This window comes from Enterobacter sp. Ap-867, assembly GCF_011752855.1.
In the GTDB taxonomy this organism is placed as follows: domain Bacteria; phylum Pseudomonadota; class Gammaproteobacteria; order Enterobacterales; family Enterobacteriaceae; genus Cedecea.
This window is the reverse complement of sequence record NZ_VWWS01000006.1, coordinates 314,355-330,225: the sequence shown is the minus strand read 5'-3', so window position 1 is coordinate 330,225 and position 15,871 is coordinate 314,355. Positions and strand designations below refer to the sequence as shown.

Below are 15,871 nucleotides of genomic sequence, written 5' to 3'. Positions count from 1 at the left end.
TTTTTTACTGTGCCGCGAAGTGTGATTAAGCCCCGAATTTTACAATACTTTTTATCACCATAAGAAGTTCATAGGTGACATTGTTTCGGAATAGTACTATTTCTAAAGGTGCTCTGAGCGGTTAATTTTGATATAATTCGCCTCTGTTTTTCTAAAACCTTTTAAAAAATAAGGCACTGGAAACGATCGATCCGACCAGGAGAGCTAATGATATCACCCCCATTTCGACGATTCGGGGCCGCGATACTCATGTTGCTGACCGTGGGCTTTTCAAGTCACGCGCTCGCCAGTAAACATGAGCCTAAATCGCACAGCAAGGCCCATATAACGAAAGTAAGCAGCAAGAAAGCGGTAAGCAGTAAACTGGCAAGTAGTAAAAAAGAGTATTCTCGCAATAGTGAAAATGGTTCGCTTCCTGATTTGCGAAAATACCCTTCCGGGACACCAAGGAAAAAAGCGTTTCTCCGGACGGTCATGCCATATATTACCCGCCAAAATGCAGCGATAACTGCCGACCGTAACTGGTTGATTTCAAAGCAGTACGAAAAGCGCTGGTCGCCGACTGAGCGTGCACGTCTGAAAGAAATTACCCAGCGTTACAAGGTGGCGTGGCGCGGCAATACCAACCGTGTGCCGTGGAACAGCCTGCTGGAAAAAGTCGATATCATTCCTACCAATATGGTGGCGACAATGGCAGCGGCGGAAAGCGGCTGGGGCACATCTAAACTTGCCCGCAGCAACAACAATCTGTTTGGCATGAAGTGCACCAAGCGCCATTGCAACAGCGAGCCCGGTAAAGTGAAAGGTTACCTGCATTACGGCTCTGTGAATGAAGGCGTGAATGCTTACGTCGCTAACCTGAATACCCATCCGGCCTATTCTTCGTTCCGTAAAGAGCGTGCCAAGCTGCGCAAAGCGGATCAGGAAGTGACGGCTAATAATATGATTCACAAGCTGAAAGGGTATTCGGCGAAAGGCTCAAGCTATAATAACTTCCTGTTCGCGATGTATCAGAGCAACCAGCGTTTAATGCTGCCGAATTAATTTTCATTGCCTGAATGAAATAAACAATGCCCTCTTCGGAGGGCATTGTTATTTATACTCGTCATACTTCAAGCCGCAGGCGCGTTTGCTGCACCCGCTCACCTCAGTCACATAGTTAGCTATGCTCCTGAGGATTCCCGGCCTTGCCGCCTTCCTGCAACTCGAATTATCTAGAGTATGGTTTTAAACTAAAATTTCGCTAAAGCGATCGCGGTGTTCTTTAGGCGTGGCGTCATACTCTTTTTTAAATACCGAATAGAAATATTGCAAAGACGGGTAGCCGCACATCTGTGATATTTCATTGATAGATAAAGAAGTTGAAATCAGTAGGCTGCGCGCTTTTTCCAGTTTTTCGGCGTGGATTACCGCGTGAATCGTCTCGCCGACCTCTTCTTTAAAACGTTTCTCCAGGTTCGAACGTGAGATCCCGACCGCATCCAGCACTTGTTCGACCTTGATCCCTTTGCAGGCGTGATTGCGGATGTAGTGCATCGCCTGGATTACCGCCGGGTCATGCAGCGAGCGATAATCCGTGGAGCGGCGTTCCACAACCCTCACCGGCGGCACTAGCACACGCTGGAGCGGCAGGATTTCGCTGTCCAGCAGGCGGTGTAGCAGTTTGGCGGCCTGGTAGCCCATCTGACGTGTACCCTGTGCTACTGACGAAAGCGCGACCCGCGATAAATAACGGGTCAGCTCCTCGTTATCGATGCCGATAACGCAAAGCTTTTCCGGGACGGGGATATGCAGGTGCTCGCAGACCTGCAGCAGGTGTCGGGCTCGGGCGTCCGTGACCGCAATAATGCCGGTTTGCGGCGGCAGCGTTTGTACCCAGTCCGCCAGGCGGTTTTGGGCGTGCTGCCAGTTTTCTGGTGCCGTTTCTATGCCCTGATAAACCACGCCCCGGTACTTTTCCTTCGCAACCAATTGACGAAAAGCGTGCTCTCGTTCGGCCGCCCAACGTTTGCCGCTCGAGCCGGGCAACCCATAAAACGCAAAACGCTGCACGCCTTTCTCTTTCAGGTGCAGGAAGGCGCTTTCCACCAGCGCGTGGTTGTCGGTCGCGATGTAATGCACTGCGGGATAGTGCTCCGGCGTGTGGTAGGAGCCACCGACGCCGACAATCGGGACTTCGGCGCCTTCCAACAAGTGTTCAATCTCCCGATCGTCAAAATCGGCAATCACGCCGTCGCCCAGCCACTCTTTGATATTATCGATCCGGGCGCGAAAGTCCTCTTCGATAAAAATGTCCCATTCTGACTGAGAGGCCTGCAAATATTCCCCCACGCCTTCGACTACCTGACGGTCATAGACTTTATTGGCGTTGAATAGCAGCGTAATGCGATGACGTTTCTCAAACATGCCGATAGTTTCCCGTAGCTAACCAGATGTCTGCATATCACAGCCGCGAGCGCGCCGGGAAACGCCACCCCGGCATTGTGATCGTTTGCACGTTTTGCCCGCCAGGCACATTACGCCCGGCGTTTGGTCGCAGAATCCATCCACACCGCGAGCAGCAAAATGGCGCCTTTCACTATGTACTGCCAGAAGGTCGGGACGTCCATCATGCTCATGCCGTTGTCGAGCGAAGCCATAATAAATGCCCCCATCACCGCACCGGCAACGCTGCCGATACCACCCGCCAGGCTGGTTCCACCAATAACACAGGCGGCAATGGCATCCAGTTCGGCGATGTTCCCGGCGGAAGGTGAGCCTGCTCCGAGGCGCGAGCTAAGAATCAGCCCGGCAATCGCCACCATCAGGCCGTTTATAGCAAACACCGCTAGCTTGGTACGCTCAACGTTGATTCCCGAAAGGCGCGCAGCATCAATATTGCCGCCGATGGCGTAGATGCGGCGGCCAAACGCAGTTCGGGTAGCCATAAACATCCCGGCGAGCAGCAGCAGCGCAAGGATCAGTACCGGCGTGGGAACGCCGCGATAGTCGTTCAACAGCCAGATGGCGCCGAGTACGATCACGGCGGTGATTGCCTGTCGGCCAACAACGCCACCCGACGCGGGCGCGGCAAGGCCCAGAGCCTGACGGCGAATGCGTAGCCGCCATTGCCAGGCAATAAAGCCCATCAAACCGATAACGCCAACGGTAAAGCCAATGCCGTCTGACAGGTAGCTTTGCCCGATTTGCGACATGGCTCCGCTGGTAGGCGACACGGTGGTGCCATTGGTGATGCCGATTAAAATTCCCCGAAACGCCAGCATGCCCGCGAGCGTGACGATAAACGACGGCACTTTGCGATAGGCAATCCACCATCCGTTCCATGCCCCGAGAACCAGGCCCAGGGCCAGCGTGACAACAATCGTGAGTGGCAGAGGCCAGCCGAGCCAGACATCAAAAATGGCCGCTACGCCGCCCAGAAGACCCATCATTGAGCCAACCGAGAGGTCGATTTCAGCCGAAATAATGACGAACACCATGCCCACCGCGAGGATGCCGGTAATGGCCGTTTGCCGAAGGAGGTTGGAGACGTTGCGGGCGCTCAGGTAAGCGCCGTCCGTTTGCCACGTAAAGAACAGCATGATGACCAGGATGGCGGCAATCATGACAAAAACCTGCAAATTCAGCGATTTTAATGCCCCAACGGAGGCGCGGCCTGGTGCCGTCAGTTTCATTTCAGACAAATTGCTTTTCGACATGGGGGTCACTCCTCAGGGCGGCTTCCATGACCTTTTCCTGGGTCAGATTATGGTTAATCAAATCGGCTTTAATGCGGCCTTCGTGCATTACCAGTACGCGATCGCTCAGGCCGAGCACTTCCGGTAGTTCAGAGGAGATGACAATGACGGCGATCCCCTGCTGCACCAGTTGATTGATAAGTTTGTAAATCTCGTATTTCGCGCCAATGTCGATGCCTCGAGTGGGTTCATCGAGTATCAGGATGCGCGGATTGAGCAGCAGGCAGCGGGCAAGAATTGCTTTTTGCTGGTTCCCACCGCTCAGGCGGCCAATCGCCAGGCTGGGCGATGACGTTTTGACTTTCAGGCGTGTCAGCGACTGCAGCATGCAGTGCTGCTCTTGCGCTTCATCCAGGCTGCTTAGTGCGCCAGTAAACTGACTCAATGCGGCAAGCGTGATGTTTTGCCCCACGGCCATGACCGGCACGATGCCGTCCTTCTTACGATCTTCCGGCACCATGGCGATGCCGTGAGCGATAGCCTGCTGACAGTTATTGATATGAACCTGCTGCCCGTCGATGTAGATCTTTCCTTCCCAGCGCCCCTGCCAAACGCCAAACAGACACTGCACCGCCTCGGTTCTTCCGGCCCCGACCAAACCGGCAATACCCAGGATTTCCCCTTTTCGCAGAGAAAAAGAGGCATCGTTGACCCGCTTGATGTGCCGGTTGACCGGGTGCCATGCGGTCAGGTGTTCGACGCGCAGGATCTCATCGCCGGTTTGGTGTGGTTCGCTGGGGTACAGCGCCGTCAGTTCCCGGCCAACCATCATGGTGATGATATCGTCCTCGCTCATCTGCTTAGCTTCGCGGGTGCCGATGGGCTGCCCGTCGCGAATCACGCAGATGGTGTCGGAAATGGCTTTGACTTCATTGAGCTTGTGGGAGATATAAATACAGGCGATGCCGTGCGCCTGCAGATCGCGAATTATCCCGAGCAGTACGGCGGTTTCCTGCTCGGTGAGCGAAGCGGTGGGTTCGTCCAGAATCAGCAACCGCACCTGCTTGTTCAGCGCCTTCGCGATCTCAACCAATTGCTGCTGCCCCAGTCCTAAATCTCCTACGCGAGTTTCCGGGGAGAGCGTAAGGTTCACCTGGGCAAGCAGCTTCTGGCAGCGTAACGTCATGGCATCGAAGTCGAGCAGGCCGTGGCGCGTAATTTCTACGCCGAGGAAGATGTTTTCCAGCACCGTAAGATGCTTCACCAGCGCCAGTTCCTGATGAATGATGGCGATGCCTTTGCGCTCAGTGTCGCGAATATGACTCGCCTGCAGCGGCTCACCGGCAAACCAGATCTCACCTTCATAGCTGCCGTGATGGTATATACCACACAGCACTTTCATCAGCGTGGATTTGCCCGAGCCATTTTCACCGCACAGCGACATCACTTCTCCAGCGTCCAGGGCCAGACTCACGTTATCCACGGCTTTTACTTGCCCAAAGGATTTGGTGATGTTTTTCATTTCCAACAAATGAGGCATAAGGCTCCTCCTGGTGAAAGAGAAGGCCCGCGTATGCGCAGGCCCGGTGGCTACAGATCGCTCTTTTTGTGGAAACCGTCGGCAATGACGGTGCTGTCGATATTGGTTTTTTCCACCTCAATAGGCGTCAGGAGGCGGGAGGGAACATCTTTCAGGCCATTATTTAATGTGGCATCTGCGGCTGGTTGTTTACCTTCCCCCAGCTCGACGGCAATTTCGGCGGCGGTATCTGCCAGTTTGGTAATAGGTTTATAGACGGTCATTGTTTGGGTACCGGCAATAATGCGCTTAATGCCCGCGAGATCGGCATCCTGACCTGAAATAGCCACTTTCCCCGCCAGCCCCTGCGCGCTAAGCGCCTGAATTGCACCGCCCGCAGTGGCGTCGTTGGAGGCGACAACGGCATCAATCTTGTTATTGTTCGCGGTCAGGGCATTTTCCATAATTTTCAACGCGTTTTCCGGCAGCCAGCCGTCAACCCACTGATCGCCGACGACTTTAATTTTTCCATCGTCGATATAAGGCTTTAATACTTTCATCTGCCCGGCGCGGAATAATTTCGCATTATTATCCACCGGCGAACCGCCCATTAAGAAGTAATTCCCCTGCGGCACTTTACTCACAATGCTTTTTGCTTGTAATTCACCGACTTTTTCATTGTCGAAAGAAATATAAAAATCAATGTCAGCATTATTAATCATGCGGTCGTAGGCGAGCACTTTAATGCCTTCGCGTTTAGCTTCTGCAACCACGTTACTTAATACCTGGCCGTTGTAGGGGATAATCACTAATACATCAACGCCGCGGTTAATCATATTTTCAATTTGCGACATCTGGGTTTCTTCGTTGCCATTAGCGGACTGGACAAAAACTTTCGCCCCCAACGATTCCGCTTTTTTCACAAAAATATCGCGATCTTTTTGCCAGCGCTCCAGACGAAGGTCGTCAATCGCCATACCGATTTTCACTTCTTTTGCGATGCCGCTTACGCTGGTCAGGATAAGTGAGGCGCATAGCGTAACTAAGATGTTCTTTATCTTCATGTTATTTACCTGTAGGGGGAAAGTGGCTTATCGGAATAAAGAGTGATTCATATCAGCAGACGGTTTGAATTGTTATCGTTCATGGAGAAAGCATCAATTACTGATTTTTATCTTCGCGTTATGTTTTTTTGTTTAATCGTAAAATTATGATGGCGATCTGATTTCATATTGAATGACCAGCCTGTTGCACTAATTTATGGAAGCAGTTACGCGATGTTTATTTATTATTTTATTCTTTTTTTGCGAGGTGACGCACATTTGAGTATTCTCTCAATCCCAGAGTGAAATAACGTAATTGAGCAACCGTCAGGGAAAACTCAGGATGAGCTGACCAGCTATCCTGCCGCAGTTTTCTGATGACGGAGTTAACTATGCAAGCTTATTTCGACCAACTCGATCGCGTGCGTTTTGAAGGCCCTAAAACCACCAACCCATTGGCGTTTCGTCACTACAATCCGGATGCATTAATTCTTGGAAAACGCATGGAAGAGCACCTGCGTTTTGCGGCCTGCTACTGGCACACATTCTGCTGGACGGGCGCGGATATGTTCGGCGTGGGTGCTTTCGAACGCCCGTGGCAGCAGGCCGGAGACGCTATGGCGCTTGCGAAGCGCAAGGCCGACGTGGCGTTTGAGTTTTTCCAGAAACTGGGCGTGCCATATTACTGTTTTCATGATGTTGACGTGTCGCCTGAAGGCTCGTCGCTTAAGGAATACCTGAACAATTTTGCACAGATGACGGAAGTCCTGGCGCAAAAACAACAGGACAGCGGCGTGAAGCTGCTGTGGGGCACGGCTAACTGCTTTACCCACCCTCGCTACGGCGCTGGGGCAGCAACGAATCCCGATCCCGAAGTGTTTACCTGGGCGGCGACGCAAGTCGTGACGGCAATGAACGCCACGCATCAACTGGGCGGGGAAAACTATGTGCTATGGGGCGGGCGTGAAGGGTATGAAACCCTGCTGAATACCGACCTGCGACAGGAGCGCGAGCAAATCGGGCGCTTTATGCAAATGGTCGTTGAGCACAAGCATAAAATCGGCTTCCGTGGCGCGTTGCTTATCGAACCGAAGCCGCAGGAACCGACCAAGCATCAGTACGATTACGACGTGGCGACGGTCTACGGCTTCCTGAAGCAGTTTGGTCTCGAAAAAGAGATAAAGGTTAACATTGAGGCTAACCACGCGACGCTCGCCGGTCACTCATTCCACCACGAAATCGCCAGCGCGATTGCACTGGGTATTTTTGGCTCGGTGGATGCTAACCGGGGCGATCCGCAGCTGGGCTGGGATACCGATCAGTTCCCGAACAGCGTCGAGGAAAATGCGCTGGTGATGTATGAGATCCTGAAAGCTGGCGGGTTCACGACGGGTGGCCTGAACTTTGACGCCAAAGTGCGCCGCCAGAGTACCGACAAATATGACCTGTTTTATGGTCATATCGGCGCCATGGATACGATGGCGCTGGCGCTGAAAGTGGCTGCCCGCATGGTTGAAGACGGCGAGCTTGATAAACGTGTCGCCAAACGCTACGCCGGGTGGAATAGTGAGCTGGGCCAGCAAATTCTTAAAGGGCAGATATCGCTCACGCAGCTGGCGCAGTACGCTGAGCAGCACAAGCTGGCCCCGCAGCATCAAAGCGGGCATCAGGAGCGGCTGGAAAACCTGATTAACCACTATTTGTTCGATAACTAAACTTGTTTGCGCCGCTGAAAAGCGGCGCGATATTAAGGAGCTACCATGTATATCGGCATCGATCTTGGCACCTCAGGCGTGAAGGCGATCCTGCTCAGTGAAGCAGGTGAGGTGATGGCTACATGCAGCGAGCCGCTGACTGTATCCCGGCCTCATTCCCTGTGGTCCGAGCAAGATCCCGAACACTGGTGGCAGGCAACGGACCGTGCAATGCGGGCGTTGGGCGTGAAACATGCACTCAGCGGTGTAAAGGCGATTGGGCTTGCGGGTCAGATGCATGGGGCAACGTTGCTGGACAGCAAACAGCGCGTACTCCGCCCGGCTATCCTTTGGAACGATGGCCGCAGCGGCGAGGAATGTGCGCTGCTGGAGAGCAACGTAGAAGAGGCAAGAGCGATAACCGGCAACCTGATGATGCCCGGCTTTACCGCGCCTAAGCTTCTGTGGGTCGAGCGTCATGAGCCGGAGATCTTTGCGCAAATCAATAAAGTGCTTCTGCCGAAGGATTATCTGCGTCTTAGAATGACCGGAGAATTCGCCAGCGACATGTCCGATGCGGCAGGCACGATGTGGCTGGATGTGGCTAAGCGCGACTGGAGCGACACAATGCTCGATGCCTGTCGCCTCTCCCGGCGGCATATGCCTGAATTGTTTGAGGGCAGTGAAATAACCGGTGTACTAACGCGAGAAGTTGCAGAAGCCTGGAAAATGCCTGCTGTGCCCGTTGTGGCGGGAGGAGGAGACAATGCCGCTGGAGCTATCGGCGTCGGCATGGTTGATGCCGGACAGGCAATGCTATCGCTCGGGACATCCGGGGTTTACTTTGCCGTCAGCGACGGCTTCCGCAGCAGGCCGGAAAGTGCAGTACACAGTTTTTGCCATGCGTTACCTAACCGCTGGCATTTGATGTCGGTGATGCTCAGCGCGGCCTCCTGCCTTGACTGGGCAGCTAAACTCACTGGCCTCGGCAGCGTACCGGCTCTACTGGCGGCGGCGGAACAGGCAAATCAGGACGCCGGTGTGGTTTGGTTCCTGCCTTATCTTTCCGGGGAGCGTACTCCGCATAATAACCCGCAGGCTAAAGGCACCTTTTTTGGTCTGACCCATCAGCACGGCCCCGCCGAGCTTGCCCGTGCGGTGCTGGAAGGCGTGGGCTACGCGCTGGCGGACGGGATGGACGTTGTGCACGAATGCGGCATTACGCCAGCCAGTATTACGCTGATTGGCGGCGGTGCGCGCAGCCCGTACTGGCGGCAAATGCTGGCGGATATCAGCGGCCAGGTGCTGGATTACCGCACCGGCGGCGACGTTGGGCCCGCGCTTGGGGCGGCGCGCCTGGCGCAAATTGCGCTCTCACCGGGCCAGTCTTTGCAGGCTCTGTTGCCTCAGCCGCCGCTGGAGCAAAGGCATCAACCTGATTTGGCTCGCCACCAGCGCTATGCCGGGCGCCGCCAGGTCTTTAACCAGATTTATCAGCAGCTGCTGCCGCTGATGTCCTGAGTGTCGTGTTCACTTTCCCCTCACCTTATTCCTCCCCTCAATGTGGCAAGGGGGATCACAAGCTAAGGTTGGCATGATTTATTCCCTCTCCCTTCCAGGGAGAGGGAATAAATTGCGGTTGAAGAAGATGCCGGACGTGCAGCGAGGCGTTCATCGTCTCAAACCAACACTATCCTGTCCGTTTTTGGTATTAGCAACCGTGAAATCCCTTGTCAGAATGGTTTTAACCTCACTAACAAGGAGTCCAAAAATGTCACGTACAGCGCTGATCAATATTGATACCCAGCAGTCTTTCTTTCACCGGGATTATTGGCGGGAGGATGATGTCCCGGCGTTCCAACGGGCGATGCTGGCACTCATTGCAGGCTGCCAGCAGAAAGGCGTGCCGGTGGTGGATATCTTCCATGTGGATGAAGACGATGTCTTTTCGCTGGCCTCCGGGTTTGTTACGCCGATGCCATTTTTACGCCATCAGCCTGCGGTCAGTTTCCAGAAACACGTCCACAACGCGTTTACCGGTACCGGGCTGGATCATTGGCTCCGTGCCCGAGACATCAACCACCTGATTATCTGTGGGATCCGCACCGAACAATGCTGCGAAACCACTGCGCGAGTGGCCTCCGACCTGGGCTACCGGGTTTCTTTTGTTAGCGAGGCGATGCTGACCTTCCCGATGACCTGGAAAGGCGTTACGCTGGACGCCGCCAGCCTGCGCCATCGCACAGAAACCGTGCTGGCAGGGCGGTTCGCCGAAATTCAAACCGTAGCCGAGTGCCTGGAGTCGCTGGAATGAGTGTGGGGGTCTGGTTTGTGGTGCTGCCGGGGGTTTTGTCCCTCGATCTGAGCGGCCCGGCGGAAACGCTGGTGCTGGCGAGGCACGCGTTTGATCTGCACTACATTGGCCCGGACCCTGAGGTCGAAACCTCTATCGGCCTGACGTTCAGCGGTATTCAGCCGTTACCTGAGACCCTTCCCGCCGGAAGTCTGCTGGTGCTGCCCGGTGTATGCGATTCAAACCGCTTTTTTGCCACGCCGCAGGCGGAAGAAGTCCGGCGTTGGTTAACCCGGCTGCAGCCGCAAATCCATAGCCAGCAGCTTAATCTGATGTGCGTTTGTTCCGGGGCGCTGCTGGCAGCCCGTGCGGGTTTGATGCACGGCATTCAGTGCACAACGCACCATGACGTGCTTGAAAGACTGAAAGCCGCTGCACCGGGCGCGCAGGTGAAAGATAATCGCATTTTTCTGGAAGATCGCGGTATATGGACCAGCGCAGGGATTACATCGGGGATCGATCTCGCTTTGCATTTGATTAACCGCCACTGCGGGCCACGGATGGCACTCGATGTTGCCAGAGAGATGGTGGTCTGGTTCCGCCGTTCGGGAGACGATCCGCAGCTTTCGCCCTGGCTTCGCTACCGGAACCACATTCACCCGGCGGTGCATCGCGCGCAGGATCTGCTTTCGGCTGCACCTGAGGCTGCCTGGCCGATCCCGGAAATTGCTAACCGGGTTCACGTCAGCCCCCGACATTTATCCCGCCTTTTTCAGCATCACCTGGGCATTTCCGTGCGCGACTACCTGGAACAGCTCCGGCTGGCGGTGGCGGAACAGCGGCTGCAGCAGGGGCAGCGTATGGAACAGGCCGCCAGCGCCGCCGGGTTTTCCTCTCCGCGCCAGCTTCATCGGGCCAGAGGCCGGAGCCGCGACGCTTAGCTCACCAGCTTTTTGCGGTCAAGTTTTCCCAGCCCAACGGCCAGCAGCAGGCTGCCCACCAGCGTCGCGCCGAAGATCCACAGAATATCCAGCACTGGCCAGTGGGTCAGCTCGATATTATGGGTACGCAGGTAATGGATAATCAGCGCATGAAACCCATAAATACCCAGCGAGTAGCGTGAGATAAACGTCAGGCCGGGCAGCGGGCGCTGGTTCAGGCAGTTTTTGGCGACGACCAGCAGGCTGATGGCGGCGATAAACACCAGCGGGCCGCAGTAGACGTAAAAGGTTTCGGCGAAGTTTTTGTTGATTTCCAACTGCCGATGCGTGCCCAGCGCAATGGAGATGACGCAAATCACAAACAGGCCGCCTGCCAGGCCGCTGACGCCTTTTCTTTGGGTTTCGAGCATCCCAATCGCCCGGCCAAGCAGCCCATAAAGCACGTAATAGAAGGTGTCGCCGTTGATGTAGAGGTTAACGGGCAGCCAGCGCATATTGCCCACCGTCTGCGGCACCGTGTTGGGGTTGGCCACCACGCCAAGCAGCACCATCAGCCCCAGAATTGTCACGGCACTGACTTTCTTCACCTGTATCAGCGGTGAAAGCAGGTAAATCACCATAATCGCGAAGAAAAACCACAGGTGGTAGAACACCGGCTTGACCAGGATATAGCGTAGCGCAAGGCCTGTGCTGATGGGGGTAAACAGCCAGATATACAGCAGCGCAATGGCGCTATAAAACAGCAGGCAGCTGGCTATCCGTAGAAAGTGCCGCTGCTGCGCGCTGCGTTCACCAAAAAACAGGTAGCCGGAAATCATGAAAAACAGCGGGACGCTGACGCGAGAAGCCGAGTTCAGAACGTTTGAAAAGTCCCAGCTAAACGCGGTGACGGTGTGTGGATTCGTGATGTACCAGGTTGTAGTGTGGATCATGACCACCATCAGGCAGGCGATGCCCCGAAGGTTATCTATCCAGTTTATTTTTTGCTGCATTCGTCCCTCTGAACCCGCTTGCTTACCCGTGTCCGGAAATGTCTGAGTTTGCCCGGCGCATCTTGCTATCCCCGTGGCGGCTTCGCAAAATGCTTGCTGCACGAGGAGTTGATATAAGAAACCGAGTTTAACGTACTGGTAGCGAATGATGATGGCAGAAAGAAAAAATAGGTTCCTCTTAACCGCTTTTCTGGCGTTAATGCTCAGCGCCTGCAGTTCTACGCCGCAGGAAGGCCAGGCCGCGCAGAAGTTGCGCCCGGTGGTTCACACCGAAGCAATGGAGCTTGCCTGTAAAAATCAGGCCGCTTATCGCTACAACACCCAGCCGCAGCGTATTAATCTGTCAGATTTTAAGCAGTATCAGGCCAGCTACGAAATGATGGGCAGCACCGCCCGCAAAGAGGGGTTTACCTGTTCGTTTGACGAAAGCGGTCAATTTTCACACCTTTCCAGCCGCGAAAACCTCAACCAACGCGCAACAACCTGACGCCTTTCTCCCTCACGGCCGTTCCGTTGCCGTGTTGATACAACTCGACCGCGTTTGCGTATATACTGGCCGCTTCTCTTAAATCCACCGAACGCGTGCGAATTCAACATGCAAAAGTTTGATACCAAGACCTTTCAAGGCCTGATCCTGACTTTACAGGACTACTGGGCTCGCCAGGGCTGCACCATTGTTCAACCTTTGGACATGGAAGTGGGCGCAGGCACCTCTCACCCGATGACCTGCCTGCGTGCCTTAGGGCCGGAGCCAATGGCCACCGCTTATGTGCAGCCGTCCCGCCGTCCTACCGATGGCCGCTACGGCGAAAACCCGAACCGTTTACAGCACTACTACCAGTTCCAGGTAGTGATTAAGCCTTCTCCGGACAACATTCAGGAGCTGTACCTCGGGTCGCTGAAAGAGCTGGGTATGGATCCGGAGATCCATGACATTCGTTTCGTGGAAGATAACTGGGAAAACCCAACGCTTGGCGCGTGGGGCCTGGGCTGGGAAGTCTGGCTCAACGGCATGGAAGTGACGCAGTTCACCTACTTCCAGCAGGTTGGCGGCCTCGAGTGCAAGCCGGTAACCGGCGAAATCACCTACGGTTTAGAGCGCCTGGCCATGTACATTCAGGGCGTAGACAGCGTTTACGACCTCGTGTGGAGCGACGGCCCGCTGGGGAAAACCACCTACGGCGACGTGTTCCACCAGAACGAAGTGGAGCAGTCCACCTATAACTTCGAATACGCCGACGTGGACTTCCTGTTCACCTGCTTCGAGCAGTACGAGAAAGAAGCGCAGCAGCTGCTGGCGCTGGAAACTCCGCTCCCGCTCCCGGCCTACGAACGTATTCTGAAAGCCGCTCACAGCTTTAACCTGCTGGATGCGCGCAAGGCCATTTCCGTGACCGAGCGCCAGCGCTACATTCTGCGCATTCGCACCCTGACCAAAGCCGTGGCCGAAGCCTACTACGCTTCTCGTGAAGCGCTTGGCTTCCCGATGTGCAATAAGAAAAACTAAGAGGCCGCCATGTCTGAAAAAACTTTTCTGGTGGAGATCGGCACTGAAGAGCTGCCACCAAAAGCCCTGCGCAGCCTGGCTGAATCCTTCGCTGCCAACGTTACCGCCGAGCTGGATGCGGCCAACATCGCCCACGGCGAAGTAAAATGGTTTGCTGCCCCGCGTCGCCTGGCGCTGAAAATTGCTAATCTGGCGGCTTCACAGCCGGATCGCGAAGTCGAAAAACGCGGCCCTGCGGTGTCTGCGGCATTCGATGCTGAAGGTAAACCAAGCAAAGCCGCCGAAGGCTGGGCTCGTGGCTGTGGGATCACCGTTGACCAGGCCGAGCGTCTGGCTACCGACAAAGGCGAGTGGCTGATGTATCGCGCCCACTTGAAGGGCGAAAGCGTGCAGGCTCTGCTGCCGAACATGATCGCTACTTCTCTGGCTAAGCTGCCGATTCCTAAGCTGATGCGCTGGGGCGCGTCCGATATCCAGTTCGTGCGTCCGATTCACACCGTGACGCTGCTGCTGGGTGACGAACTGATCCCTGCCACTATTCTGGGCATTCAGTCCGCCCGCGTCATTCGCGGCCATCGCTTTATGGGCGAGCCAGAGTTCACCATCGACAATGCCGACCAGTACCCGCAGATCCTGCTGGAGCGCGGGAAGGTCATTGCCGATTATGAAGCGCGTAAAGCCGTCATCAAACGTGATGCCGAAGAAGCCGCCCGTAAAATCGGCGGTCAGGCTGACCTGAGCGAAAGCCTGCTGGAAGAGGTCACCTCGCTGGTGGAATGGCCGGTGGTGCTGACCGCGAAGTTCGAAGAGAAATTCCTGGCCGTGCCTGCTGAAGCGCTGGTTTACACCATGAAGGGTGACCAGAAGTACTTCCCGGTCTACGCGGCCGACGGCAAACTGCTGCCGAACTTCATCTTCGTGGCGAACATCGAGTCCAAAGACCCGGTGCAGATCATCTCCGGTAACGAGAAGGTGGTTCGCCCGCGCCTGGCAGATGCCGAGTTCTTCTTCAATACCGACCGCAAAAAACGCCTGGAAGACAATCTGCCGCGTCTGGAAACCGTGCTGTTCCAGAAAGAGCTGGGCACCCTGCGCGACAAAACCAACCGTATCGAAGCCCTTTCCGGCTGGATTGCGGGCCAGATTGGTGCCGACGTGAACCACGCGACCCGTGCAGGCCTGCTGTCCAAGTGCGACCTGATGACCAACATGGTGTTCGAGTTTACCGACACCCAGGGCGTGATGGGCATGCACTACGCGCGCCACGACGGCGAAGCGGAAGACGTGGCGGTTGCGCTGAACGAGCAGTACCAGCCACGCTTTGCGGGCGATGCTCTGCCGTCTAACCTTGTAGCCTGTGCGGTAGCGATTGCCGACAAGATGGACACCCTTGCGGGCATCTTCGGCATCGGCCAGCATCCGAAAGGCGACAAAGATCCGTTTGCGCTGCGCCGTGCCGCGCTGGGCGTGCTGCGTATTATCGTCGAGAAAAACCTGCCGCTGGATCTGCAGACCCTGACCGAAGAAGCGGTTCGCCTCTACGGCAGCAAGCTGACCAACACCAACGTGGTGGATGAGGTTATCGACTTTATGCTGGGGCGCTTCCGTACCTGGTATCAGGAAGAAGGCCACGCGGTTGATACCATCCAGGCGGTACTGGCGCGTCGTCCAACCAAACCGGCTGATTTCGATGCTCGTATGAAGGCGGTTTCCCACTTCCGTACTCTGGAAGCGGCGGCGTCTCTGGCGGCGGCGAACAAGCGTGTTTCCAACATTCTTGCCAAGTCTGACGAAGTGCTGAACGACACCGTACAGGCCACCGTGCTGAAAGAAGCCGAAGAAATTCGCCTGGCGACCAACGTTGTCGTGCTGCGCGATAAGCTACAGCCGTACTTCGCCGAAGGCCGTTACCAGGAAGCCCTGGAAGAGCTGGCGAACCTGCGCGAGCCGGTGGATGAGTTCTTCGACAAAGTGATGGTAAACGCAGAAGATAAAGATCTGCGTATAAACCGCCTGACGCTGCTGACCAAGCTGCGCGAGCTGTTCCTGCAGGTGGCGGACATCTCTCTGCTGCAGTAATTGCCTTGGGTTGTGACGAAATCCCAAAACCCGCTTCGGCGGGTTAATTTGCCGACAAAGAGGGAAAAAACGTGGTTTTTCCCTCTTTGTGATTATCAGTTGAAAATCAATGAATTGATTTTCCTG

General features: G+C 55.2%; 13 protein-coding genes. 8 read left to right on the top strand and 5 right to left on the bottom strand.

Annotated elements, in window-relative coordinates; translation table 11 throughout:
- Positions 1–207: 207 nt before the first annotated feature.
- Positions 208–1,044, top strand: a complete 837-nt coding sequence (locus F3J26_RS16385) for a protein bax (RefSeq protein WP_008457665.1) — start codon at positions 208–210, stop codon at positions 1,042–1,044.
- Positions 1,045–1,227: 183 nt separating this feature from the next.
- On the opposite strand, the gene xylR is transcribed toward F3J26_RS16385, so the two are convergent.
- From xylR to xylF, 4 genes are all read right to left on the bottom strand, one after another.
- Positions 1,228–2,406, bottom strand: coding sequence for a D-xylose utilization transcriptional activator XylR (xylR, locus tag F3J26_RS16380; protein ID WP_166878899.1), 1,179 nt, complete (start codon positions 2,404–2,406; stop codon positions 1,228–1,230).
- Between the two features lie 110 nt (positions 2,407–2,516).
- Complete coding sequence (gene xylH / locus F3J26_RS16375) at positions 2,517–3,698, bottom strand: xylose ABC transporter permease XylH (protein WP_166994892.1); 1,182 nt, start codon at positions 3,696–3,698, stop codon at positions 2,517–2,519.
- Positions 3,676–5,217, bottom strand: a complete 1,542-nt coding sequence (locus F3J26_RS16370) for a xylose ABC transporter ATP-binding protein (RefSeq protein WP_166994891.1) — start codon at positions 5,215–5,217, stop codon at positions 3,676–3,678. The genes xylH and F3J26_RS16370 overlap by 23 nt, the downstream gene beginning before the upstream one ends.
- A 50-nt stretch (positions 5,218–5,267) precedes the next feature.
- The gene (gene xylF / locus F3J26_RS16365) at positions 5,268–6,260 is read right to left on the bottom strand and encodes a D-xylose ABC transporter substrate-binding protein (protein WP_166994890.1); all 993 of its coding nucleotides are present in this window, start codon (positions 6,258–6,260) and stop codon (positions 5,268–5,270) included.
- 371 nt (positions 6,261–6,631) lie between these two features.
- Between xylF and xylA the strand changes: the two genes are divergently transcribed.
- The 4 genes from xylA to F3J26_RS16345 all read left to right on the top strand — a co-directional run bounded on the left by xylA (position 6,632) and on the right by F3J26_RS16345 (position 11,167).
- Positions 6,632–7,954, top strand: a complete 1,323-nt coding sequence (gene xylA / locus F3J26_RS16360; RefSeq protein ID WP_166994889.1) for a xylose isomerase — start codon at positions 6,632–6,634, stop codon at positions 7,952–7,954.
- A gap of 45 nt (positions 7,955–7,999) precedes the next feature.
- Entirely contained in the window at positions 8,000–9,454 is a 1,455-nt protein-coding gene (gene xylB, locus F3J26_RS16355) for a xylulokinase (RefSeq protein WP_166994888.1), read from the top strand.
- 250 nt (positions 9,455–9,704) lie between these two features.
- On the top strand, positions 9,705–10,247 hold the full coding sequence (locus tag F3J26_RS16350; RefSeq protein WP_166994887.1) for an isochorismatase family protein: 543 nt from the start codon (positions 9,705–9,707) through the stop codon (positions 10,245–10,247).
- Positions 10,244–11,167, top strand: coding sequence for a GlxA family transcriptional regulator (locus tag F3J26_RS16345; RefSeq protein WP_166994886.1), 924 nt, complete (start codon positions 10,244–10,246; stop codon positions 11,165–11,167). The genes F3J26_RS16350 and F3J26_RS16345 overlap by 4 nt, the downstream gene beginning before the upstream one ends.
- Here the strand turns inward: F3J26_RS16345 and F3J26_RS16340 are convergent.
- A complete protein-coding gene (locus F3J26_RS16340) occupies positions 11,164–12,159 on the bottom strand; it encodes an acyltransferase (protein WP_166994885.1) in 996 nt (331 codons plus the stop codon). The genes F3J26_RS16345 and F3J26_RS16340 overlap by 4 nt on opposite strands.
- 199 nt (positions 12,160–12,358) lie before the next feature.
- Between F3J26_RS16340 and F3J26_RS16335 the strand changes: the two genes are divergently transcribed.
- The 3 genes from F3J26_RS16335 to glyS all read left to right on the top strand — a co-directional run bounded on the left by F3J26_RS16335 (position 12,359) and on the right by glyS (position 15,745).
- The gene (locus F3J26_RS16335; protein ID WP_157141404.1) at positions 12,359–12,646 is read left to right on the top strand and encodes a YsaB family lipoprotein; all 288 of its coding nucleotides are present in this window, start codon (positions 12,359–12,361) and stop codon (positions 12,644–12,646) included.
- Positions 12,647–12,754: 108 nt separating this feature from the next.
- Complete coding sequence (glyQ, locus tag F3J26_RS16330) at positions 12,755–13,666, top strand: glycine--tRNA ligase subunit alpha (RefSeq protein ID WP_039298895.1); 912 nt, start codon at positions 12,755–12,757, stop codon at positions 13,664–13,666.
- 9 nt (positions 13,667–13,675) lie between these two features.
- Positions 13,676–15,745, top strand: a complete 2,070-nt coding sequence (gene glyS, locus F3J26_RS16325) for a glycine--tRNA ligase subunit beta (RefSeq protein ID WP_166994884.1) — start codon at positions 13,676–13,678, stop codon at positions 15,743–15,745.
- Positions 15,746–15,871: the final 126 nt, after the last annotated feature.